Here is a 23,358-nt window from a genome sequence, read left to right on the forward strand (position 1 = left end):
AGGTAAACTAGTTTAATAATATTATTAAGGAGGAATATCATGAAAACCTATAAGAAAAAGTTTACAGCTTTAACTTTGGCAGGCTTAATGCTAGCTTCACTTCCCCTAGCAGCCTTTGCTGAAGAAACAACAGAAGGCGCGTCTGTTGAAAAGGTTGTAAGCACAGAAGAAGTAAAAAAAGCAGTTCCAGCTGCTGAACCTGAAGTAAAAGTAGAAAAAGAAGAAGTGAAAACACCAGAAGAACTGGCTGAAGAAAAAATTATCCTCAATACTTCAACTCTTGAAGCAAAAATTTCTGAAGCAAAAACACTTTTAGCAAGCACAAAAAAAGTTGATAAATCTTTGATTAGTGCTTTAGAAAGTTCTATTAGGTCTGCTGAAGCGACTCTTAAAACAGCTACAAGTCAAGATGAAATTGATGCTGTAGTTTCTTCTCTTGAAAATGCAATAAGTGCTATTAAAAATGCACAAGAGCTTCCAGAACAAATGGAACCACTTAAAGCAGATGAAAATGATAGTAAAGAAAAACTAGAAATAAGTGATGATTTAATTTCTGGCGCTGTTTTTGCTCAAGACCTTGAAGCTACAAAAAAAGCTGCAGAAGCTGCAGTAAAAGAAGCAAAGGCTAAAAAAGATACAGCTGCTTATAAAAATGCAAGTGAAGAAGCTAAAAAAGAATTTGATGATGCTATAACAGATTTAGAAACTGCGTACCAAGCAAATGATGCGACAAATGAAAGTATAAATGCAGCATTAGGTAAATTAGTTGCCTTATCAACAGCTTTAGACAGTAACAGGACAAATAAAACTGAATTAGAAAAAGAAATTGTATCTTCAAAATTAACTAAGGAAACAAGCAAATATAAAAATGCAGATAAAGACAAAAAAGATACTTTTGATAAAGCTTTAACAGCAGCTGAAACAGTTAATTCTAATGCACAAGCAACACAAAAAGAAGTTGATTCTGCAAAAATGGCTTTAATTACAGCAAGAGAAGCTCTTGATGGCAAGGCTTCAGTATTAACAAGTCTTTCTATTACATCATCAGACATTAATAGTAGTGGATATGTTTATGGTTATGTAAGTGATCAAAATGGAGCAAGAGTTGCAGGAGCAACAGTTACTTTCTATTCGTATGGTGGCGGAAGTGTTGCAAGCAGCACAACTGATGCCAATGGATATTTTAATTTCTATGTAGGAACATCTTACTATTATGATTATTATGACTATTATGACTATTATAATGGTCGCCACTATCGTCCATGGTACAATGATTGGTATAACGGATATTATTATAATGGACACAACATTTACCACGATTCCAATGGATACTATTATTATGACATAAATAACAATAAAGTTTATGAAAATGATTGGTATAGATATTGGGACGGATATTATGATACGCGTTATTATGGCAGAAGTGGATATTTAGTAGCAAGTAAAGATGGTGTAAGTTCTTCAAAAGATTATATCTATGGATATTATCCAAATTGGTACTATGACAGACCATCTTATAAATGGTACGATTATTATGACGGATATAGAGTTTACCCAACTTCTGTTTCAAGAGGATATTATTCAACAAATGGATATTTAAAGGGCTATGAAGGAAAAACAGTTTATGTTTATGACGGATCAACTTATCTAGGATCAGATGTTATTTCATCTTCAGGATACTTTAGTGTAACTTGGTCTTATCCTTCAATTTCAACAGGAAGATCACTTGAATATTATATTAACGGAAGAAGATATGGAGACTACGCAGTAAGCCCAGTTGTTAAAGAAGCAAATGCTGGCCTATCTGTAGTAAAAGGTAAGGCAGGAAATGGAGCAGCAATTGTTGTAAAAGATTCCTTAGACAATAAATTAGGTCAAACTACAGCTGATAGTGATGGAGATTTCACAGTATATTTAAATAGAAATTTAAGAGCAGGAGAAACAATTAAAGTTATAGCATCTGAAGGTTCAAGAAATGATTCACAAACATCATATATTGTTACAGGCACAGCTTTAACAGGCGATACATTCTCAAGAATTTCTTATATTAAAGGATATCCTGATGGAAAATTCAGACCTCAAGCTAATGTAACAAGAGGAGAAGCTGCTCAAATGTTTGCCACCCTATTAAATGGAAGTGCAAACTTTGGAACTTCATCAGTAACAAAATTCTCTGATGCAAATAATGCTTGGTATTCACAAGCTATTAATTATGTTGTTGGCAAGAATTTAATTGCAGGTTATGAAGACGGAACATTTAAACCTAACCAAGCAATCACAAGAGCTGAATTTGCTCAAATGATTTCTGGATATATCAAGGCAGGATTTGCAGGAACTGGTGGGTTTAAAGATGTTAAAGGACACTGGGCAAGTGAAGCAATTGACAAAGTTTATGGAAACAGAACTGTTGCCGGATACCCTGACGGAACATTTAAACCAAATCAAAATATTACAAGAGCAGAAGCTGTTACAATACTAAACTCTGTATTTAACAGATACACTACTGTAGATTCTCTAGCAAATGTAAGTGTAAGCAGTCTAAATACTTTTAGCGACGTATCTAAAGGTTTCTGGGCATATTATCAAATCATTGATGCTGCTAATGCACATACTTCTCAAAAAGTAACAACTGCTAGCGATGAAGAAGTTTGGAAATAAAATTTAAAATTAGGAGCCTTAATTGGCTCCTTTTTTAATACATAAGTAGATTATTTGCTATATATTTTAGGGACAATACCTTTAAATATAAAAAAAATTCAAAATATAAGGAGAAAAAATGATAGATCGAGTAAGAATAAAACAAGAAGCAAAAGCATATTTTAAAAATCACCTGGTTATGGCTGTAGTTTTGTGTTTAATATTTTCAATTTTCCAAAGTCTTGCAATGGGAAAGTCTTTTACTAATGCAGGCATTAATTTAGAATATAAAATAATGGATCCAGCTAGCTTTAATGAAACCTACAACAAAGATGAATATTCATTTCCGTCAAAATGGAGAGTCAGTAATTTTTCTTTTGGGTCTAATGGCATAAGTAGAAATAGCAAGTATTTTAGTGGAGGACTTTTGAATTTATCAGGAGAACACTTAGATAGAAGAAATTTTGACAGATTAAATTCCTATAATGGCTTTTTCACGAGAAAATTTTTAAGGGAACTTGTAATTGTTGTCCCCGCTATTATTCTTATATCTTTTGTCACTTTATCCTTTTTATTAAAAATTTTTGTCTTTTATCCCATTGTTGTTGGAAAAAATAAAGTTATTATAGATGGACTAAGAAATGAAGAAAGAGACCTAAATTTAAAAGATATGTTTTACTATTTAAGACATAATTATTTATCGGTTTTTCCCAAGATTATATTAAAAAATATTTATTTAATAGGTTGGCATTTATTATTAATTTTCCCGGGCATATATAAGTCCTATCAATATTTTTTTGTGGAATATATTTTAGCAGATTATCCAGAGGTGTCACTTGGCGATGCAATTGACCTAAGCAAAAAAATGACAGATGACTGTAAATTTGAAATCTTTATTATGAATCTTTCTTTTTTAGGATGGATAATTGTTAGTTTTATAACCTTAGGCCTTGGATTTTTCTTCCTTAATCCCTATATGGAGATATCTTTTGCAAATCTTTATCTTGATAGGCTTGATGCTGTGATTAATAATAGAAAAAAAGATGAAGATGCAGATTTAATTGTGGGTAGCAAAAATATCTATAGGAAAAAGGATGAAAAACCTGAAGATGAAGACTTTTTCAATAGATCTTATGGAGATTATTTTGAAAAAGAGAAAGATGCAATAGATTTTGAAGGTCAAGGGACTAGAGAGGGAAATTTTGCAGAAGATGATTTACAAAAAGAAAATGAAAATACAAATGTCAAAGAAGCCTATGACGAAGAAAGGGTTAGGGACAAATTAAGAGATCTTTTAAGGGAAATAAAAATAGAAAAAGATAATAAAAAAAGATAATAAAAAACAAGTGAGATAATTGTAAAAGTACTTTTCATAAATAGTTTTTTTGGGTAATATATAAGTAAGTTAAAGAATTAAGGAGGGATATTATGAAAATACTTGTACCTATTGATGGATCAAAATCATCAAAAGCATCACTAAAAAAAGCAGAAGAATTAGGAAAAAAATTAGATGCCGATTTACTTGTACTTACAGTTACACCGGAAGCTTCAATTTTTGAACAATATCCGACAAATTTTGCCTATGCCCTTGAAGTTGACAAGGCAAATACAGAAAGAGCAAAACATATTTTAAAGGAAGCGGAAGAAGAACTCTCTTCTTATCCCCATAAGGTTGAAACATTTTTCACAACAGGTAATCCCGCAGCACAAATTTGCAAATTTGCCGATGAAAAAGAAGTTGAACTTATAGTAATGGGAAATAGAGGCTTGGGAGCCTTTTCGAGAACTCTTTTAGGTTCTGTTTCCAATAAGGTTATAAATCAATCAAAGGCTTCAGTTTTAGTTGTAAAAGCTGATATATAAGTCTTTAATTAGAAAAAAATTTAAAAAAATATTTTTTTAACCATGGGCTTCATGGTTTTTTTCTTGTCAAAATTCCCTTAACTTTTAGTTTAAATAAATTAATTATTGTATGCTTTTAGTAATATTCTTACTTATTATATCTTATTTAGAAATAAGACACTTGAAAATATCGGGGAAAATGATATAATTACCTTGTGCGTTATGTTAATAATATAACACTCTTTATATAATCAAAGTTAGGGGGATTATAAATGGATTTTAGAATGGACAAAGAACATCTACTTTTACAACAAATGTATAGAGCATTTGCTGAAAATGAAGTAGATCCTGTTGCAGCTGACGTGGATGCAACTGAAGAAGTTCCAATGGAAAATGTTAAAAAACTAGCTAGATATGGATTCTTCGGAATACCGTTTCCTAAAGAATACGGTGGACAAGGTGCCGACTACTTAGCTTACGCTATGGCTGTTGAAGAACTTTCTAAGAAATGTGCAACAACAGGCGTAATTGTTTCAGCGCATACTTCATTATGTTGCGCACCCATTTTTGAAAATGGTACTGAAGAACAAAAGAAAAAATACTTACCTGACCTATTATCAGGACGTAAAATCGGAGCCTTTGGTTTAACTGAACCAGGTGCTGGTACAGATGCATCTGGACAAAAAACAACAGCAGTTCTTGAAGGTGACGAATATGTATTAAACGGCTCAAAGATATTCATAACAAACGCTGGTTTTGCTGACACTTTTGTAGTAATAGCAGTAACTGATAAAACAAAGGGATACAAAGGAATTTCAGCATTTATAGTTGAAAGAGGAACACCTGGATTTAGCGTTGGAGAACCAGAAGACAAAATGGGTATTAGAGGTTCATCAACTTGCGAACTTGTTTTCGAAGATTGTAGAATTCCAAAAGAAAACTTACTTGGTAGAGAAGGCAAAGGATATTCTTTAGCTCTTAAGACTCTTGATGGTGGTAGAATTGGTATTGCATCACAAGCTCTAGGAATTGCTGAAGGAGCCATTGATGAAACTGTTTCTTATACAAAAGAAAGAAAACAATTTGGAAAGAGAATTTCTCAATTCCAAAACACTCAATTCCAACTAGCAGATATGAAAACTAAATCAGATGCAGCTCAATTATTAGTATATAGAGCAGCATGTGAAAAGGGTGCTGGTGGAGAATATGCTCACCTTGCAGCTATGGCAAAATTATTTGCAGCTGAAAATGCAAGTGACGTTACAAGAAGATGTCTTCAATTATTCGGTGGATACGGCTACACAAGAGATTATCCAATTGAAAGAATGATGAGAGATGCTAAGATTACTGAAATTTATGAAGGTACATCTGAAGTTATGAGAATGGTTGTCTCAAGCTGGATGGGCGTTAAGTAATAGGAGGGATAAAGATGTTAAAAATAGTAGTTTGTATGAAACAAGTTCCGGACACTAACGAAGTTAGACTTGATCCCGAAACTAATACTTTAATAAGAGAAGGCGTTCCAAGTATTATTAACCCTGATGACAAATCAGGCCTAGAATGTGCTTTAAGATTAAAAGATGCTGATCCTGACAATGTTCACGTAACAGCTCTTTCAATGGGACCTCCACAAGCTGATATAGCTTTAAGAGAAGCTCTAGCAATGGGCGTTGATGATGCAGTTCTTGTATCAGGAAGAGAATTCGGAGGAGCTGACACTTGGGCAACATCTTGTACAATTACTGGAGCTCTTGAACATTTAGATTATGACCTTATCATTACTGGTCGTCAAGCAATTGATGGAGATACTGCACAAGTAGGTCCACAAATTGCTGAACATATTGGAATTACTCAAGTTTCTTATGTAGAAGGGCTTGAACTTTTAGACGACAAATCAGGTATTCGTGTTAAAAGACAATATGAAGACAGATACCATGTAATCGAAGTTAAATTCCCATGCCTAATTACAGCAATTGCTGAACTTGCAGAACCAAGATATATGACAGTAGGAAAAATCTTCGATGCTTACCAAAAAGAAGTTCCAATGTGGGGACTAAAAGACATCGAAGACAAGCTTGATCTTTCAAATATCGGATTAAAAGGTTCACCGACAAGAGTAAAGAAATCCTTCCCTAAACAAGGAAAGGGCAAAGGAGTTGTTCTTACAGATTTAACTGCAGACGAAGCAGCAGCAGCTATCGTTGCTAAGCTTCAAGAAAAGTATATAATCTAATGGAGGCTTAAAATGAGTAAAGATATTTATGTATTTATAGAACAAAGAGATAATAAGCTTGAAAAAGTCGGCATTGAACTTTTAGGAAAGGCTAGAGAACTTGCTGACAGATTAAATGAAAAAGTAGTAGCTATGTTAATCGGCGAAAATGTTAGGGAACACAGCGACCTATTAATTCATCACGGAGCTGACAAGGTTATAGTTATTGAAGATCCAATGCTAAAAGAATATGTAACTGAACCATATGCAAAATCAGTATTCCATATTATCAAAAAATATGAACCTGAAATTGTACTTTTCGGAGCTTCTTCAATAGGAAGAGATTTAGCACCAAGAATGGCTGCTAGAATTCACACAGGCTTAACTGCTGACTGTACAAAACTTGATATAGAAGATGAATCAAATCTTCTTCTTATGACAAGACCTGCATTTGGTGGTAACCTAATGGCAACTATAGTTTGTGAAAACTTCAGACCACAAATGGCAACTGTAAGACCTGGCGTAATGCAAGCTATGGATAGTGATGATTCAAGAACAGGTGAAGTTATTGATGAAAAACTAGAATTCACTGACGCAGATATGAACGTTAAAGTTATTGACGTATTAAAGCACGAATCAAAGAAAAAAGACATTACAGAAGCCGACATTCTTGTATCAGGCGGACGTGGACTTGGCGGACCAGAAGGATTTAAACCACTTGAAGAACTTGCTGAAGTTCTTGAAGCTGAAGTTTCTTCATCAAGAGCATCTGTTGATTCAGGCTGGATAACAAAAGATAGACAAGTTGGACAAACAGGTAAGACTGTAAGACCAGAACTTTATTTCGCAATTGGTATTTCAGGAGCAATCCAACACTTAGCTGGTATGGAAGAATCTGATTTAATCATTGCTATTAATAAAGACGCTGACTGCCCAATGTTTGAAGTTGCAGACCTTGGAGTTCAAGGCGACTTAAATGCTGTAGTTCCAAAACTAACAGAATTAATTAAGAAAGAAAAAGCTCTAAAGGCTGAAATAAAATAACAAATATAATTTAAAGAAGCTGTTTTAGTGAAAACTAAGGCAGCTTTTTTTATTTTTTTGCTGATTCCATTTATTCTTATTAGGTATAAAAAGATAAAATTCTTATTTGAAGATTGTATTTCAATTTTTTATGTTTTTTTGAAGCTTTCATTTGGCTAAAATTCAGTTTTTCACAAGTGCCTTTTTATTTATATTTAATTATTTATATGTAGAATTATCCTTGAATTTTTTAAAGTATAGGGGCTTTTTCTTAAAATCTTTTCATTTATCCCTTGAATTATAATAGTATGTTAAAAAAATAAGGACTAATATGGATATATAATTGCTATTAAATTCTTACTTATGCTTAACGTGCGGCGAATCTTGCAATTTATAGAGCCTAATGTTAAAATTTATGACGAGGTGCTTATGCTTTTAATTGACCAATTAGATCTTATTAGTGAAAAATTTCCAGGTAGGCTTTGCCTTGTGGACAAGGAAAATTCAATAACTTTTTCTCAGCTAAGATTTCTGGCAAGATCTCTTGCTACGGATATTTTTAAGGAATTTGCTTGCAAAAATAGGCCTATAATGGTTGAAGTTACAAGAAATATTGAAACTGTTATTTCTTTTTTTGCGGTCTTATATTCAGGGAATTTTTATGTCCCCATTGATGGTGATATGCCAGAGGAGAGGCTTGAAAAAATAGAGGGCCGTCTTGGGACTGAAATGGGAATTTTCCATAAAAATAATATTTTTAAAAATTCTTTGGAATTTAAAATTGATTATTCAAGGGAAATTGATGAAGATCTTTTAAATAAAATTAGAAGTGAGATTTTAGATATCAATCCTTCTTATATTTTATTTACATCGGGCACAACTGGCGAGCCTAAGGGTGTTGTAATTTCTCATCTTATGATAAGTGATCTAATGGAGTGGCTTTACAATACTTTAAAGCTTAGGGATGATGACAGAATTGCCAATCAAACTCCTTTTTTCTTTGACGCTTCTGTTAAGGAACTGTGCCTATTTATAAAAAGCGGAGCCTGCCTCTATTTAATGGATAAAAAAGATTTTATTTTTCCCAAAATTATTGTCAAGTATTTAAATGACAATAAAATAACGGTTATTTTATGGTCGGTTGCAGCCATAAATATTTTGGCAAATTCGAATGTTTTTGACCTAGAATCTCCTAAGTATTTAAGACTTGTGACCTTTGCAGGCGAGCAGCTTTCGGCTCAAAAACTAAATATTTGGAAAAAATATGTTAAGGCAGATTATTTTAATCTCTATGGGCCGACGGAAGTAACTTGCGACTGCTGCTATTATAAAGTTGATAGGGATTTTAAAGATGATGACATAATTCCCATTGGCAAGGCCTGCGAAAATATGGAGGCCTATATAATGGATGGTAATGGGCTTTCAAATGAAGGCGAACTTGTTATAAGAGGCAGGGGAGTTTCCTATGGCTATTATAACTCGCCTGATCAAACTGAAAGGGTCTTTGTTCAAAATCCGCTAAATAAGTCTTATAGGGAAATTGTCTATAGGACTGGGGATTTTGTAAGGTTAAATTCCTATGGGGAGATAGAATTTTTGGCAAGGAAGGACAATCAAATAAAGCTTCACGGTCACAGAATTGAACTTGATGAAATTGAAAGATACCTTTATGCCATGGGTCTTGATGAGGCAGCAGCCATTTATGATGAAAAAAGGGAAATTATTGTTTTAATATATAGCGGTAGAGAATTTTCAAGGAAGGATTTTAAGGATTATATTTTGGAAAAGCTTCCTAAATATATGTTGCCTTCAAAATTTATTCACCTTGAAAGTCTGCCAAAAAGTCAAAATACTAAAATAGATAAAAAATTATTAAAGGCCATGTATGAAAATTCAGAAATTTAAGGATAAAAAGGAACTTAAAATTATAGAATCTTATAGGGATTTGTTTTCAAATGACTATTTAAAGGGAGATTATTTTTTGGAAAATTTTAATAATCTTTATTATATGGAAGGGAAAAATCTCTATATTTTAGTAAAAAGAGATGGCTATTTTGAAACTTATTTTTATATAAGGGACTTTAATGAGAAGCTCCCGCAAAATGAAACTTTTCTTGCAGAAATTGTGACAAAAAATCCTGAAGACCTTGATTTACAAGGTCTGGGTTTTGAAAAATATAAAATTCGGGAAAGGCTAAGGCTAAGAAAAAAGGAAGATTTTTACTGTCCAAAGGTTGTAACCTTAAGGGATGAAAATTTTATCTTAGAGGGTCTTAATACTTTTGACAAATATTCAGGAGAAAGACTTTCCCTAGATGAAATTATAGAAAAAATAAAAAATGAAGAATTTATTGGCATTGAAAATGCAGGCTTTTTGGAATATCAAAAGGGGAAATTTCAAGACCTTATCTTGCATTTTTATGTTCATGAAAAATATAGAAATAAGGGCTATGGGAAAATAATCCTGCGTCACTATCTTTCAAATATAGCTGACAAAAAAAGGATAAATGTTTGGACAGATAAGGATTCTAGGGCTTTGAAAATCTATGAAGCCTGTGGATTTAAAAGAGAGGAGCTTTACTCCCAAGTCTTAATTGGAGGAAAATATGAAGGAAAAAATTAAAGAAATAATTGAAGAAGTTACTGGAGAACAAGTTGAAGATGCAACAAATTTAATTGAAGAGGGGATTTTAGATTCCTTTGACATTATTTCTCTTGTGCTTGAACTTGAAGAGGCTTTTTCTGTAAAAATTGAAGTTGGAGAGCTTGAAGAAGATAATTTTAAGGACATTTTATCAATAGAAAAGCTTATTAATTCTTTGAAATGACCTTTACTTCAGCTCAGTTTATAATTTTTGTAATAATTTCATATTTAATATTTAAATTTACAAAATTTAAGTGGCAAGCCCTTCTTGCCTTTTCAGTATTTTATTATGCATCCTACAGCATCAAGGCCTTTTCCTATCTTGCCCTTACAATTTTGACAACTTATTTTTCAGCCCTGTATTTGGAAAAAAATAAAAATCCTTGGCTTTTATTTTTGTGCCTACTTATAAATTTTTCCAGCTTATTTTTTGTGAAGTTTACAGATTTCACTCTTTTTGAAAATCTTATTCCCTTGGGCATTTCTTTTTATATTTTTATTTCGACAGCTTATTTAATTGATGTATATAGAAAAAAATATCCTGCTAACAAAAATTTATTAAAATACACCCTATTTGTCAGCTATTTTCCGCAAATGGTGCAAGGACCAATTAATCGCTACGATTCTCTTGGACCGCAGCTTTTTGATCCAAAGCCAAATTCAGGGGACTTTTCCTATGGCCTTATGCTTATGGCTTATGGATATTTTAAAAAGCTTGTAATTGCAGATAGGGCCAGTGTTTTAACGGCCCAAATTTTTTCTAATCCTGATGAATTTTCAGGCCTTTTTGTCTTTATAGCAATTATTTTTTATTCAATACAAATTTATGGAGATTTTTCAGGAGGCATTGACATAGCAAGGGGAGTATCCTATCTCTTCGGCATTAAACTTGACCTTAACTTTAAAAGACCATTTTTTGCAACATCTCTTACAGATTTTTGGAGAAGGTGGCATATAAGTTTGGGATCTTGGATGAGGGATTATGTATTTTATCCCATGTCCCTTTCAAAGGTCTTTGCCCATATTAATAAAAAATCCAGAAAAGTTTTGGGGAGAAAATATGGGAAATTTTTAACCCTCACTATTTCAACTTTTGTTGTCTATTTTATAATAGGCATTTGGCACGGTGCTGGTCTTAATTTTATGGCTTTTGGTATTTTTAACGGCAGCTTAATAAGTCTTGGCCTAATTTTTGAAGACTTTTTAAAAAAAATAAAAAGTTCTTTAAATATTTCTAAGGATTCAAAATCCTTTAAAGTCTTTCAAATTTTAAGGACATCTCTTTTGGTTTTCTTTGCCAGATATTTTACTAGGTCAAAGGATCTTGAAACTGCACTTTTCATGCTCAAAAAAACTTTTGCAGACAGGATTTTTAGGTATGGAGAATTTGGCCTTGAAAGAATTGATTATACAGTTTTATTTATTTCGGTTCTGCTTCTATTTATAATTTCCTTTAAGGAAGAAAGAGGAGAAGATGTGAAAGAAGAAATTTTATCTTTAAGTCCTATAAGCCAAGGAATTTTAATTTTTATGGTCCTTGCCTTTATTTTATACTTCGGCATTTTCCAAAGGTCTTTTACGGGTGCAGAATTTATTTATAGGAATTATTAGGAGCAATTATGAAAGAAAAAAGATTTAATAAAATTTTTATTATAATTTTTGGAGCCATAATTTTATTTATTGGTCTTTTAAATTTTTTAACAGATCCCTTCAATGTTTTTGGCGATAGGCTTATGAAATGGTACACCTATGATTTCACCCAAAATCCTAGAACGGCAAAAATAGAATATATTAAGGGAAAGGGCTATGAAAATTTTATAGTTGGGGCAAGTGGAGCCTCATCTATTCCAAGTGATCTTTTAAAAAAATACACCGGGAGAGATTATTTTAATTTATTTTCCTATGGGGCAGACCTCTATGTAGTGGAAAAAAATGTGGACTATCTTTTAAAAATTTATAAGCCAAAATCCATAATTATGCCCTTAGGTCTTCCATCTGCCACAAAATTTAACGAAGAAAGATCTTCTCTAAATTATTATATGAATCCTGATGTGAGTGGAGAGAGCAAAATTAATTTCTACTTAAAATATTTACTTGCAAGCCCTCAAAATGGTTTTAGTAAAATTAAATCCTATTTTAATAGGTCCTATGTTCAGGAGCCTTTTGACACTTTTAAGGAAGATGGATCCTATGACAAATCAAAAAGGGATATTGAATATATTGGCTCAATAGAAGATTATAAGAGGGACAAGGGTTTCAACATAGAAAGTTTTCCAGTTAAAATGGATCACATGGATGAAGCCATGGGAGCAATTGAACATATAAAAAAATCCTGCCAAGAAAGGAACTGCCAAATAACATTTCTTTTATGCCCCATGTATGAAGAACAAAATAAAAGATATGACCCAAATGAAATAAAAACTTTTTATAAAAAGCTGTCAGAAATCACAGATTTTTGGGACTTTACATGTACAAAATATGATTATGATCCCAGATTTTATTATGATTCCTCCCATTTTAGAAATGCCCTTGGCAAGATGATGGTAGAAAGAATTTATGGCTTACGAGATGACTTTGGAAGATATGTTAAGGGTGAGGTAGAGCCAGTAACTCCTGCAAGAGAAATAGATGAAAAATCTTTTTATATTTATGCTTTTCACCATATTTCAGAAAATCCAGATCCTTCAAACCCTTATGTGGTAAGCCCTAAAAGATTTGAAGAATTTTTAAAGTTTTTAAAAGAAAATGAAATTAAGGCCATAAATTTTAAGGACCTTTATAATTATGTAAATGAAGGAAAAAATCTTCCTGAAAAATTTTGCCTTATGACATTTGATGATGGCTATGAGTCAAATTATAAATATGCCTATCCTCTTTTAAAAAAATATGGTCAAAGAGCAAATTTCTTCCCTATAGGAAGAACTATGGGCCTTTCGAAATATCCAGGCCTTGAAAAAGAAATGTTTCCCCACTATTCAGTAGAAAAGGCAAGGGAGATGAATGGTATTATAGAATACGGCTCTCACACATATTTCTTGCACCAAAGTTATGAAAATCCAAAACTTGAATTTAGGCAAACTGCAAAAAGACTTGAAGGAGAAAGTGAGAATAAGTATATTTTGACCTTTAAAGAGGATTCTCAAAAGTTTAAAGACCTCTATAAAAATTTTGGAAGGGGAAATTTAATAACTTTAGCCTATCCTGAAGGGGATTATGATGAACTTTCAGAATTTATAGTTGAAAAAGAGGGATATAAAATAACACTTACATCAGATGAAGGCAAAAATACAATTGTAAAAAATCTGCCAGAGTCTTTAAAAAAATTAAAAAGAGTAAATATTGATGAAAATCGAGATTTAAATGAATTAAAATAAAATAAATTGTGGGATAAATTTGTAAAAACATTTAAAAAATTTTATAGAAATCCCCACAATAGCAGCAAATAGGTATTGTAAAATCTTTTACAGAGAATTTACAATACCTATTTTGATTCTTTACATATCATTCCTATAATACAAGTGAAACAAATCAAAAAAATATTTTTGAAAGGAAGAGGAAAAAAATGAAATTAGTAAAATTAACTAAGATGACTATGATTCTAGGTCTTGTTACTACTTTAGTAGCATGCGGAGGACAAAACCAAAGTGCAAATTCTGGAAATACAGGAAATGCTGCTGCAAATGAAGGAACAAATACAACTGCAGAAGAAACTACTGAAACTACAGGAACAGAACTTGGGAAAATTAATGTAATCACAAGAGAACCAGGTTCAGGAACAAGAGGAGCTTTTACAGAAATCACTGGAATTTTTGAAAAGAAAGATGGAACAGAAGTAGACAACACTTCTCAAGAAGCTGCAGTTCAAAACTCAACAAACGCTGTTTTAACTACAGTAGCAAATGATGCTGCATCAATTGGATATATTTCTCTAGGATCTTTAAATGATACAGTTAAGGCTCTTAAAGTTGAAGGTGCAGAAGCAACTGCTGAAAATATAAAATCAGGTGACTACAAGATAGCAAGACCTTTCAATGTATGTTATAAAGAAGATATTGATGAAAAAACAAAAGACCTTTTAGTATTTATTGAATCTGATGAAGGACAAAAAATTGTCGAAGCTGAAAAATACATTCCTGAAGAAGGAAAAGGAGATTATGAGCCTATTGACAATGATGCACATATCACTATTGCAGGATCAACTTCAGTAACTCCACTTATGGAAAAAATCGTTGAAGCTTATCAAAAATTAAATCCAAAATTCGTAGCTGACATTCAAGCAACAGGATCAACAGCAGGTGTTCAATCTGCAATTGAAGGTTCAGCTCAATTAGGTATGGCTTCAAGAGAATTAAAAGATGAAGAAGCTGCACAAGTTAAAAATGATGTAATTGCAAGGGATGGTATAGCTGTTATTGTAAATAAAGAAAATCCTCAAGAAGATATGACTCTTGAACAAATTAAGAATGTATTTGTAGGATCTATAGCTGACTGGACAGAATTAAAATAATAAAATTATTTGTTAAAGATTGGAATGAATAAAATGGAGCAAACTAAAAATGCTATTGTCCAAACTGATAATAAAACAAAATTGTTTAAAAAGGAAGAAGTATTTAAACATTTCTTCCTACTTTGTTCAATTTTATCAATATTATTCCTATTCCTAATCTGTGTTTTCATATTTAAAGAATCTATAGAATTTTTATTTAACATAGGAATAGGAAATTTTGTTTTAAATGGGCTTTGGGCACCCTTAAATGTACCACCATCTTTTGGTATTAAATCAATGATTGTGGGTTCACTATTAATTACTTTTATGGCTTGTTTAGGTGCTGTTCCACTATCTATAATGGCAGCATCCTATATGGCCTTTGATTGCCCGCCAGCAATTTATAAGTTTATAAAACCAGCCTTAAATTTAATGGCGGGAATCCCTTCAATAATTTATGGTTTCTTTGCCTTAGCTGTTATAGTACCCGTAAACAGAAGTATTTTTGGAGGAGACGGTATGAATATGCTATCAGCATCAATTCTTTTAATGATTATGGTATTGCCCACAATAATTTCTATGGCAGAGGCATCCTTAAATGCCGTACCAAAATCCTATTATGAAGGCTCTCTATCTTTAGGAGCAACTCACGATGAAACTCTAACAAGAGTTATGATACCAGCTGCAAGAAGCGGTATTTTTGCTGGTATTATCCTTGGTGTAGGTAGAGCAATTGGTGAAACAATGGCTGTAATTCTTGTTGCAGGTAACCAAACGAGATTATCCTTTAATTTACTTGAAGGAATAAGAACTTTAACAACAAATATCGTTATGGAAATGGGTTATGCATATGGACCTCATAGACAAGCCCTAATTGCAACTGCAGCAATTCTATTCATATTTATACTATGCATCAATTTTGGATTTTTTATTATGAAGAAAATGAGTGAAAGCAAATGATTTATCTGATATTAACTTTAGTATTTATCCTTGGGATTTTGCTTTTTTTACGCTATAAAATGAACTTTTCCTTCTACAAAATTTTTTCAAGATTTTCAGTAGTATTTACTTTTGGATTTCTTGTTGGAATTGTAGCCTTCGTTATAGCAAAGGGAATTTTTTATTTTAAACCTTCTATGCTTGCCCTTCACTATACAACGGAAAATGTATCTATGGTGCCCTCAATTGTAACAACGCTTATCACAGTATTATTTACTATTTTAATAGCAAGTCCTATTGGAATTCTTACAGCTATTTATCTAGTTGAATATACAGATAAGTCATCAAAACTTGTTCAAGTTATAAGACTTGCCATTGAAATTCTATCAGGTATCCCTTCAATAATTTACGGCCTTTTTGGAATGTTATTCTTTGGTCTATTATTAAAACTTGGTTATTCAATATATTCAGGATCCTTTACTCTTACAATTATGGTACTGCCTCTTATAATGAGAGCAACAGAAGAAGCTTTAAAATCAGTTCACCCATCAATAAGAGAAGGATCTTATGCCCTTGGTGCAGGGAAACTCCGTACAATATTTGTTGTTGTACTTCCCATAGCAATACCAGGAATTTTGTCAGGTATAATTTTAGCTGTGGGCCGTGTAGTTGGAGAAACAGCAGCCCTAATTTTCACACTAGGGACCTCAACAGCTATGCCGACATCTTTAAAATCTTCATCAAGGACACTTGCCCTTCATATGTATATGCTTTCTAGTGAAGGCCTTCATGTTGGCGAAGCTTATGCAACAGGAATGTTACTTTTGGTTATGGTTTTATTAATTAACTTCGTATCATCAAAACTTGCTAAAAAACTTATGGAGGTTAAATAATGGATGAAAAGATGAAAGTTCTTGATTTGGATTTATTTTATAATGATTTCCAAGCTCTTTTTGATATAAATTTACAGGTGATGAATAACGAAATTCTTTCATTTATAGGCCCGTCAGGTTGCGGTAAGTCAACTCTTTTGAAATGCCTGAATAGAATGAATGATTTAGTTATGGGATGTAAAATTGATGGAAAGATAACTTTAGACGGAGAAGATATTTACGCAAAGTCCTATGATGTAAATAAACTCCGCAAAAGAGTGGGCATGGTTTTTCAACAACCAAACCCATTTCCAATGTCAATTTATGAAAATATAGCTTATGGACCAAAAACCCATAATATAAAAAATAAAAGAGATTTAGATGAAATTGTAGAATCATCTCTGCAAAAGGCTGCAATTTGGGATGAAGTCAAGGACAAACTAAAGAAAAATGCCCTTTCACTTTCAGGAGGACAGCAACAAAGACTTTGCATTGCAAGAGCAATTGCTATAAATCCTGAGGTAATTTTAATGGACGAGCCAACTTCAGCACTTGATCCCCTTTCAACAGGGAAAATTGAAGAATTGACCCAAGAATTAAAGAAGGATTTTACTATTGTTATAGTAACTCACAATATGCAACAAGCATCAAGAATTTCTGATAGAATAGCCTTCTTCTTAAATGGCGTTATTGTTGAACAAGGTCCTACACTTGATATCTTCCAAAACCCGAAAAATGAAAAAACTGAAAGATATATCACAGGGAGGTTCGGTTGATATGAGATCTAGATTAGATAAAGATTTAGTGGAATTAAATGACCTGCTTCTTGAAATGTCAATGTTAATTGAAACCGCCATAAAAAAAGCAATAACTTTGTTAACTGAAAAAGATGAAAAAATTGCCCAAGAAGTTTATAATTATGAAGAGAGAACAGATATCTTTGAAGGCATAATTCAAAAACACTGCTTAAAAGTTTTTGTTGAGCAACAACCGGCAGCTGGCGATTTAAGAAAAGTTTCTTCAGCCCTTAAAATGATTACTGACATGGAAAGAATTGGCGACATCTCAAGAGATATTGCAGAATTATGTATGCTTCTTCCTGAAGATTATGGCAATAAATTTCCTAAGATTAGGGAAATGGCAAAGGCCACAATTGACATAGTTAATAATTCTATAAATTCTTTCGTGAATCAGGATTTGGAAATTGCTGAAAAAATAGAAAGTGAAGATGATATTGTCGATGACTATTTTTCTTCTATAAGAGATGAATTTGTAGATGTGATTAAATCAGGACTTGAACCATCTTATGCCATAGATTTTATTATGATTGCAAAGTATCTGGAAAGGATAGCAGATCACGCAGTAAATATTTCTGAATGGGTAATTTTTTCAATAAAAGGATGATTTAATGGTAATTTATGTAGTAGAAGATGACACATCTATATTAAAATTAATAGAATATTCTTTAAAGAGTAAGGAATATGAAGTAACCTGTTTTGAAAATGGTAAGGATTTTTTTGAAAAATTGTCACAAGATATACCTGATTTAGTTTTATTAGATATTATGCTGCCAGATATTGACGGCATAAAAATTTTAAAAAGACTTAAGGAAAACCCCATGACTTCAAAAATTTGGGTGATGATGATTACGGCAAAAACTTCTGAATATGATACAATTTCAGCCCTTGATCTTGGTGCTGATGATTATATTAAAAAACCATTTTCTGTTATGGAACTTCTTTCAAGAGTGGGAGCAGTCCAAAGAAGAGTTGAACTTAATGATGATAATAAAAATTTACTTGAATTTAATGGTATTGTCATTGATGAACTTAAAAGAACTGTTACAATTGATGGGGAAATTTCCTTCTTCACCTACAAGGAATATGAGCTTTTAAAATATTTAATTTTAAATAGAGATATTGTTATTTCAAGGGAAAAACTTTTGTCTTATATTTGGGGTTACTCCTATGAGGGAGAAACTAGGACTGTGGATATGCATATTAAATTATTGAGAGATAAATTAGGAGACAAGAGAAAGTATATTAAGACTATAAGAGGTGTGGGATATATGCTTTCAATCAGAGGATAATATGCAAAAACGTGTATTTAAATATTTGGTATTATTAAGTCTTTTAGTTTTATTTTTATCTACAATTGCGTCCCTATTCATTTATTATGACAGATATACGGAAACTGTTAAGGAGGAGCTTTTCAAACTTGGAAATATACTCCAAGTTTCTATGGAGGAATCCAGAGATGAGCTTCAGTTTCTTGAAGACATATCCAAGAAAAATAAAACTTTCCGAATAACATATATAGGTCCAAATGGGGATGTTTTATTTGACACAGCAGAAAACCCTAAATTTTTGCCAAAACATGATGACAGGCCAGAGATTAAAGATGCAAAAAAATTTGGTTTCGCCGATTATGTTAGATTTTCCCAAACTCTTGGAAAAAATTCTTATTATGTATCCTTTTTACTCCACGATGATTATGTTTTAAGAATTTCTAAGGAAACGGACTCAATTTTAGGATCTTTTGTAAGAATTTTTCCTGCCATTCTTTTAATTGCTTTTGTCATATTTTTAATTGGCCTTATGGTTGCAAGAAAATTCACACACATTACTCTTTCTCCCATAAATGATTTAAATGAAGATTTGACAAATGTAGATACAGATAAGTTCCCTGAGATTAGTCCCTTTATAAACAGAATTTCTAATCAAAATCAAATTATTCAGGAGAGTTTAAAACAGATTCAAAGGGAAAAGGACACAATTGAAACAATCCTTTCAAATATGAAGGAAGCTCTTATTATTGTTGATGAAAATAAAACTTTCCTTTCAGTTAACAAATCTGCCTTAAAATTTTTTGGTGGTTCAGAAAATGTCATTGGGAAAAATATTCTCTTCCTTATTAGAAATGAAAAGATTTTAAATCTTTTAAATAAGGCCTTAAATGGTCAAAATTCCCATGAGATTATTGATATAGAAAATAGAAATTTTAAGGTATATGTCAATCCAGTTTTGGAAGATGGGAGAGTAAAGGGCGTTGTAATGTTATTTATTGATGAAACAAATGAGCTTAGAGCTTTAAAACTTCGTGATGAATTTTCTTCAAATGTTTCTCACGAACTTAAAACTCCCCTAACATCAATTTGCGGATTTTCAGAACTTCTTGCCAAGGGCATGGTTAATGATGATAAGAGCAGGCAAGAATTTAATGAACTAATCTATAGGGATTCAAAAAGACTTTTAAATTTAATTGAAGATATAATGAAAATTTCAGGCATTGATAAGCTTGAAACCTATTCAAGAGAAAAAATAGACTTAAGATTTTTAATGGAACAAATTTTAAAGTCTGAAGAGGGAAATATTTTAGCCAAAAAGCTAACAACAAATGTCATAGGTCAGGCAAATATTTTTGAAAATAAAACTATGATATGGGAACTTTTTGCCAACCTTATTTCCAATGGAGTAAAATATAATAAGGATAAGGGACAGCTTGACATAAATATTTCAGAAAATGACAAGTATATTTTTGTTGACGTTTCAGATACGGGAATTGGAATACCAAATTCTGAAATTGAAAGAATTTTTGAAAGATTTTATAGGGTCGACAAGTCAAGATCTAAAAAAATTGAAGGAACGGGTCTTGGACTTTCAATAGTAAAACATATATTGTCAAATCTTGATGGAGAAATCGAAATTAAATCAAAGCCAGGTCTTGGCAGCAAATTTACAGTTAAACTTTTAAAAAATAGAAAAGATAAAAATTGATCCTAATTAATTATAAAGGACCTTATATGTTAATTCATATAAGGACTTTTTATTTTCTAATTAAATCCCTTTAAGTTTTGAAAAGTAAAGATAAAATAAATTTAAAAGTTTTTATCTTTTATCTTTTTCATATATAATTAAAATAGGCGAGGTGAATTATGAATATTAATGAAATTTTAAATATTAAATATCCCATAATCCAAGGGGGTATGGCTCACATTTCAAAGGCATCTCTTGCGGCAGCCGTATCAAATGCAGGAGGTCTTGGACAAATTGCATCTGGCGGTTTTAAGGCAGAAGAAGTTAGAGAGGAAATTAAAAAAGTAAGAAAACTAACGGATAAGCCCTTTGGCGTAAATGTTGTTTTAATGAATGAAGATGTTGAAGATTTAGTTAAGGTAATCATTGAAGAGGGAGTAGAAATTATAACTTGCGGAGCGGGAAATCCGGCCCCGTTTTTTGAAAAGTGGCTTGATGCAGGTATAAAGGTTATTCCTGTTATTGCAAATGTTAAGATGGCGAAAAAAGTTGAAAAACTTGGAGCGATAGCCCTTGTTTTTGAAGGAGCTGAAGCTGGTGGTCACATTGGAAGCCTAAATACTTTTGCAGAGCTTCCTGCCATAAAAGATTCAGTAAATATTCCAGTTATTGGTGCTGGGGGTGTTTATACAGGAAGGCAAATGCTGGCTGCAGAAATTCTCGGTGCTAGTGGAGTGCAAATTGGCACAAGGCTACTCACAGCAGAAGAAACTCCCGTCCACGAAAATTTTAAAAGAGCTTTAATTGAAGCTAAGGATTCAGACATAATGGTAACTGGAATTAGGACAAAAATGCCAACACGTGTTTTAAAAAATGACTTGGCAAAAAAACTTAATGAAATTGAAATGTCAGGTGGAGATTTAGATGAATTTTTTAAGTTGGCAAAGGGTTCTGGAAAAAAAGCTGTGGAAGGCGATGTAAACTGGGGTTCAATCTATACAGGCGAGGGACTTTACTTTTTAAATAAAATTGGAAGTGTAAGGGAAATTCTTGATGGTCTTATGAAAGAATATGAAGAGGTAAAAAAATATTTTAAGGAAAATTTATAAAAACAAAGAACTTTAGATTAATTAAAAGTCTAAAGTTCTTTTTTTAATCTTATTTATTTTTAAAATATTCTAAAATCCCACCGCTTATATTTACGGGGTCGTAACCCTTTGCCTTTAAAAATCTTGCGGCTTCAAAAGATCTTCTTCCGCTCCTGCAAAGAAGATATATTTTTTGGTCATTGGGAATTTTTTCATATTCTTTTGCCAGCCTATCCAAAGGGATATTTTTTGTCCCAGGTATATTTTTTTCTGAGATTTCTTCTTTTGTTCTCACATCTAAAATATAGGCTCCGTCTTTTAAAAGCTCATCAATTTTTACGGCTTCTATACTTTCTATATCTAATCCAAAAATTTTATTTAATAAATCCATAGACCTTCCTTATTTTGTGAAGGCTTTATAGGCCTTATAAGTCATATAGGCGTCAGCTTTTGACGAAAGTTCAAGAGGAGCGTGCATTGACAAAACAGCAGGTCCCATATCAACAACTTCTGCACCGTGCTCCGCTAAAATATAGGCAATTGTTCCGCCGCCGCCTTGGTCTGTCTTTCCAATTTCTCCAGTTTGAAAAAATATATTTTCTCTTTCAAAAAGATTTTTAATTTCATATAAAAATTCAGCATTTGCATCATTTGAACCAGATTTTCCACGAGAGCCTGTGTATTTTACCATAACAATTCCGCTACCTAAGAGGGGAGCATTATTTTTGTCAAAGACTTCTTTATAGTCAGGATCATATCCTGCGGCAACATCGGCTGAAAGGACCTTGGAATTTGCAAGAGCCTTTTTCAATTTAAGATCAGAATATTTTCCCATCTTTTCTAAAATTTCGCCTAAAAAAATTTCAAAATATCTTGCAGTCATGGCTGTATTGCCAACTGAACCAATTTCTTCCTTATCAACTAAAAGCGCACAAGCAGATCTTTTTGGATTTTCACATTCCAAAACTGCCCTAAAATTTGCATAAGAGCAAATTCTGTCATCTTGACCGTGACCGGCAATTAAGGCTCTGTCAAAACCAACATCACGAGCTTTTGCAGCAGGAACTGCTTCAAATTCAGCCACCATAAAATCGTCTTCTTCCAAAGAATACTTGTCTTTTAAAATCTTTAAAATATTTTCCTTTAGGGGATTTTCTCCATCCTTTGCCTTGAAACTTGAATGACCAATTACAATATTTAAGTTTTCAGCTTCAATTAATTTGTCGGCAGTTTTTTGCATTTGGTCTTTTGCAAGATGGGGAAGGAGATCATTTATAAAAAATACCGGGTCTTTTTCATCTTCGCCAATAGAAATATTTCTTTTTTCTCCTCTTTTATCTATAAAAAATCCGTGGAGGGCAAGTTCAATTGTTGGCCATTGATATTTTTTAACTCCTCCATAATAATGGGTTTTTAAATAGCAAAGATCTAAATCTTCGTAAAGAGGGCGGGCCTTGATATCAAGCCTTGGGCTGTCAATGTGAGAGCCTACAATATTAAGTCCATCTTCTAAATTTTCTCCCAAAACTAAAAGGATGCAGGACTTATTTTTGTTATTTAAAAAAATCTTGTCACCTTTTTTTAAGGCACCTTCAAATTCTTCTAAGGATTTAAATCCCCTTGCCCTAGCTTCTTTTTCAAAATAAATAACAGCTTCCCTTTCAGTTTTTGCTACATTTAAAAAATTTTTATAATCTTCACCATAGGCAAAAATTTCATCATAAGTTTTTTCATCTATATTTTTCCATATATTCATTTATTATCACCTAAGAAAATTGTATCATAAAATTTAAAGTCCTTGTTAAAATTTAAAATTCAAATTTTTTTCATTACTTAAAGTAAAATTTCTCCTAAAAAAAT

Annotated in this window: 21 protein-coding genes; 19 read left to right on the top strand and 2 right to left on the bottom strand. The window is 32.2% G+C overall.

What is annotated here, in order from left to right:
• The first annotated feature begins 39 nt into the window (after positions 1 to 39).
• The 19 genes from BQ4446_RS02355 to BQ4446_RS02445 all read left to right on the top strand — a co-directional run bounded on the left by BQ4446_RS02355 (position 40) and on the right by BQ4446_RS02445 (position 21,519).
• Positions 40 to 2,658, top strand: coding sequence for an S-layer homology domain-containing protein (locus BQ4446_RS02355; RefSeq protein WP_071026320.1), 2,619 nt, complete (start codon positions 40 to 42; stop codon positions 2,656 to 2,658).
• 118 nt (positions 2,659 to 2,776) lie between these two features.
• On the top strand, positions 2,777 to 3,973 hold the full coding sequence (locus tag BQ4446_RS02360) for a DUF975 family protein (protein WP_071026321.1): 1,197 nt from the start codon (positions 2,777 to 2,779) through the stop codon (positions 3,971 to 3,973).
• 92 nt (positions 3,974 to 4,065) lie between these two features.
• Complete coding sequence (locus BQ4446_RS02365) at positions 4,066 to 4,500, top strand: universal stress protein (protein ID WP_071026323.1); 435 nt, start codon at positions 4,066 to 4,068, stop codon at positions 4,498 to 4,500.
• Positions 4,501 to 4,751: 251 nt separating this feature from the next.
• Positions 4,752 to 5,894, top strand: coding sequence for an acyl-CoA dehydrogenase (locus tag BQ4446_RS02370; RefSeq protein ID WP_071026325.1), 1,143 nt, complete (start codon positions 4,752 to 4,754; stop codon positions 5,892 to 5,894).
• Between the two features lie 14 nt (positions 5,895 to 5,908).
• Positions 5,909 to 6,712 carry an electron transfer flavoprotein subunit beta/FixA family protein gene (locus BQ4446_RS02375; RefSeq protein ID WP_071026327.1) on the top strand — a complete coding sequence of 268 codons (804 nt, stop codon included), beginning with the start codon at positions 5,909 to 5,911 and terminating at the stop codon, positions 6,710 to 6,712.
• A 12-nt stretch (positions 6,713 to 6,724) separates the two neighbouring features.
• Positions 6,725 to 7,735 (top strand): electron transfer flavoprotein subunit alpha/FixB family protein, encoded by a 1,011-nt coding sequence (locus BQ4446_RS02380; RefSeq protein ID WP_071026329.1) that lies wholly within the window; start codon positions 6,725 to 6,727, stop codon positions 7,733 to 7,735.
• 408 nt (positions 7,736 to 8,143) lie between these two features.
• Positions 8,144 to 9,619: an amino acid adenylation domain-containing protein gene (locus BQ4446_RS02385; RefSeq protein ID WP_071026331.1), complete on the top strand. Its 1,476-nt coding sequence runs from the start codon at positions 8,144 to 8,146 to the stop codon at positions 9,617 to 9,619.
• A complete protein-coding gene (locus BQ4446_RS02390) occupies positions 9,600 to 10,337 on the top strand; it encodes a GNAT family N-acetyltransferase (protein WP_071026333.1) in 738 nt (245 codons plus the stop codon). The genes BQ4446_RS02385 and BQ4446_RS02390 overlap by 20 nt, the downstream gene beginning before the upstream one ends.
• A complete protein-coding gene (locus BQ4446_RS02395) occupies positions 10,321 to 10,542 on the top strand; it encodes a phosphopantetheine-binding protein (RefSeq protein ID WP_071026335.1) in 222 nt (73 codons plus the stop codon). Before BQ4446_RS02390 ends, BQ4446_RS02395 begins: the two co-directional genes overlap by 17 nt.
• Positions 10,539 to 11,969, top strand: coding sequence for an MBOAT family O-acyltransferase (locus BQ4446_RS02400; RefSeq protein ID WP_071026337.1), 1,431 nt, complete (start codon positions 10,539 to 10,541; stop codon positions 11,967 to 11,969). Before BQ4446_RS02395 ends, BQ4446_RS02400 begins: the two co-directional genes overlap by 4 nt.
• An 8-nt stretch (positions 11,970 to 11,977) precedes the next feature.
• Positions 11,978 to 13,732 (top strand): polysaccharide deacetylase family protein, encoded by a 1,755-nt coding sequence (locus tag BQ4446_RS02405; protein WP_071026339.1) that lies wholly within the window; start codon positions 11,978 to 11,980, stop codon positions 13,730 to 13,732.
• A gap of 188 nt (positions 13,733 to 13,920) precedes the next feature.
• Entirely contained in the window at positions 13,921 to 14,865 is a 945-nt protein-coding gene (locus BQ4446_RS02410; RefSeq protein WP_071026340.1) for a substrate-binding domain-containing protein, read from the top strand.
• Between the two features lie 24 nt (positions 14,866 to 14,889).
• Positions 14,890 to 15,804: a phosphate ABC transporter permease subunit PstC gene (gene pstC / locus BQ4446_RS02415; protein ID WP_071028273.1), complete on the top strand. Its 915-nt coding sequence runs from the start codon at positions 14,890 to 14,892 to the stop codon at positions 15,802 to 15,804.
• A 59-nt stretch (positions 15,805 to 15,863) separates the two neighbouring features.
• Positions 15,864 to 16,676: a phosphate ABC transporter permease PstA gene (gene pstA / locus BQ4446_RS02420; RefSeq protein WP_374042602.1), complete on the top strand. Its 813-nt coding sequence runs from the start codon at positions 15,864 to 15,866 to the stop codon at positions 16,674 to 16,676.
• Positions 16,676 to 17,431, top strand: a complete 756-nt coding sequence (pstB, locus tag BQ4446_RS02425; protein ID WP_071026344.1) for a phosphate ABC transporter ATP-binding protein PstB — start codon at positions 16,676 to 16,678, stop codon at positions 17,429 to 17,431. Before pstA ends, pstB begins: the two co-directional genes overlap by 1 nt.
• Before the next feature lies 1 nt (position 17,432).
• Positions 17,433 to 18,059, top strand: coding sequence for a phosphate signaling complex protein PhoU (gene phoU, locus BQ4446_RS02430; protein WP_071026346.1), 627 nt, complete (start codon positions 17,433 to 17,435; stop codon positions 18,057 to 18,059).
• Between the two features lie 4 nt (positions 18,060 to 18,063).
• On the top strand, positions 18,064 to 18,744 hold the full coding sequence (locus BQ4446_RS02435; RefSeq protein WP_071026348.1) for a response regulator transcription factor: 681 nt from the start codon (positions 18,064 to 18,066) through the stop codon (positions 18,742 to 18,744).
• Position 18,745: 1 nt separating this feature from the next.
• Positions 18,746 to 20,431: a sensor histidine kinase gene (locus BQ4446_RS02440; RefSeq protein ID WP_071026350.1), complete on the top strand. Its 1,686-nt coding sequence runs from the start codon at positions 18,746 to 18,748 to the stop codon at positions 20,429 to 20,431.
• 158 nt (positions 20,432 to 20,589) lie between these two features.
• Positions 20,590 to 21,519: an NAD(P)H-dependent flavin oxidoreductase gene (locus BQ4446_RS02445; protein WP_071026351.1), complete on the top strand. Its 930-nt coding sequence runs from the start codon at positions 20,590 to 20,592 to the stop codon at positions 21,517 to 21,519.
• A 49-nt stretch (positions 21,520 to 21,568) separates the two neighbouring features.
• Here BQ4446_RS02445 and BQ4446_RS02450 read toward each other — a convergent pair whose 3' ends face one another.
• Together BQ4446_RS02450 and BQ4446_RS02455 are read right to left on the bottom strand one after the other, a co-directional pair.
• Positions 21,569 to 21,889, bottom strand: coding sequence for a rhodanese-like domain-containing protein (locus BQ4446_RS02450; RefSeq protein ID WP_071026353.1), 321 nt, complete (start codon positions 21,887 to 21,889; stop codon positions 21,569 to 21,571).
• Positions 21,890 to 21,898: 9 nt separating this feature from the next.
• The gene (locus BQ4446_RS02455; RefSeq protein WP_071026355.1) at positions 21,899 to 23,254 is read right to left on the bottom strand and encodes an aminopeptidase; all 1,356 of its coding nucleotides are present in this window, start codon (positions 23,252 to 23,254) and stop codon (positions 21,899 to 21,901) included.
• Between the last annotated feature and the right edge of the window lie 104 nt (positions 23,255 to 23,358).

This window comes from Peptoniphilus raoultii, from assembly GCF_900099555.1.
GTDB lineage: Bacteria > Bacillota > Clostridia > Tissierellales > Peptoniphilaceae > Peptoniphilus_A > Peptoniphilus_A raoultii.

Coding starts and splice junctions, on each gene's coding strand:
- BQ4446_RS02355 (WP_071026320.1), top strand. CDS start 40: ATGAAAACCTATAAGAAAAAGTTTACAGCTTTAACTTTGGCAGGCTTA.
- BQ4446_RS02360 (WP_071026321.1), top strand. CDS start 2,777: ATGATAGATCGAGTAAGAATAAAACAAGAAGCAAAAGCATATTTTAAA.
- BQ4446_RS02365 (WP_071026323.1), top strand. CDS start 4,066: ATGAAAATACTTGTACCTATTGATGGATCAAAATCATCAAAAGCATCA.
- BQ4446_RS02370 (WP_071026325.1), top strand. CDS start 4,752: ATGGATTTTAGAATGGACAAAGAACATCTACTTTTACAACAAATGTAT.
- BQ4446_RS02375 (WP_071026327.1), top strand. CDS start 5,909: ATGTTAAAAATAGTAGTTTGTATGAAACAAGTTCCGGACACTAACGAA.
- BQ4446_RS02380 (WP_071026329.1), top strand. CDS start 6,725: ATGAGTAAAGATATTTATGTATTTATAGAACAAAGAGATAATAAGCTT.
- BQ4446_RS02385 (WP_071026331.1), top strand. CDS start 8,144: ATGCTTTTAATTGACCAATTAGATCTTATTAGTGAAAAATTTCCAGGT.
- BQ4446_RS02390 (WP_071026333.1), top strand. CDS start 9,600: ATGAAAATTCAGAAATTTAAGGATAAAAAGGAACTTAAAATTATAGAA.
- BQ4446_RS02395 (WP_071026335.1), top strand. CDS start 10,321: ATGAAGGAAAAAATTAAAGAAATAATTGAAGAAGTTACTGGAGAACAA.
- BQ4446_RS02400 (WP_071026337.1), top strand. CDS start 10,539: ATGACCTTTACTTCAGCTCAGTTTATAATTTTTGTAATAATTTCATAT.
- BQ4446_RS02405 (WP_071026339.1), top strand. CDS start 11,978: ATGAAAGAAAAAAGATTTAATAAAATTTTTATTATAATTTTTGGAGCC.
- BQ4446_RS02410 (WP_071026340.1), top strand. CDS start 13,921: ATGAAATTAGTAAAATTAACTAAGATGACTATGATTCTAGGTCTTGTT.
- pstC (WP_071028273.1), top strand. CDS start 14,890: ATGAATAAAATGGAGCAAACTAAAAATGCTATTGTCCAAACTGATAAT.
- pstA (WP_374042602.1), top strand. CDS start 15,864: ATGAACTTTTCCTTCTACAAAATTTTTTCAAGATTTTCAGTAGTATTT.
- pstB (WP_071026344.1), top strand. CDS start 16,676: ATGGATGAAAAGATGAAAGTTCTTGATTTGGATTTATTTTATAATGAT.
- phoU (WP_071026346.1), top strand. CDS start 17,433: ATGAGATCTAGATTAGATAAAGATTTAGTGGAATTAAATGACCTGCTT.
- BQ4446_RS02435 (WP_071026348.1), top strand. CDS start 18,064: ATGGTAATTTATGTAGTAGAAGATGACACATCTATATTAAAATTAATA.
- BQ4446_RS02440 (WP_071026350.1), top strand. CDS start 18,746: ATGCAAAAACGTGTATTTAAATATTTGGTATTATTAAGTCTTTTAGTT.
- BQ4446_RS02445 (WP_071026351.1), top strand. CDS start 20,590: ATGAATATTAATGAAATTTTAAATATTAAATATCCCATAATCCAAGGG.
- BQ4446_RS02450 (WP_071026353.1), bottom strand. CDS start 21,889: ATGGATTTATTAAATAAAATTTTTGGATTAGATATAGAAAGTATAGAA.
- BQ4446_RS02455 (WP_071026355.1), bottom strand. CDS start 23,254: ATGAATATATGGAAAAATATAGATGAAAAAACTTATGATGAAATTTTT.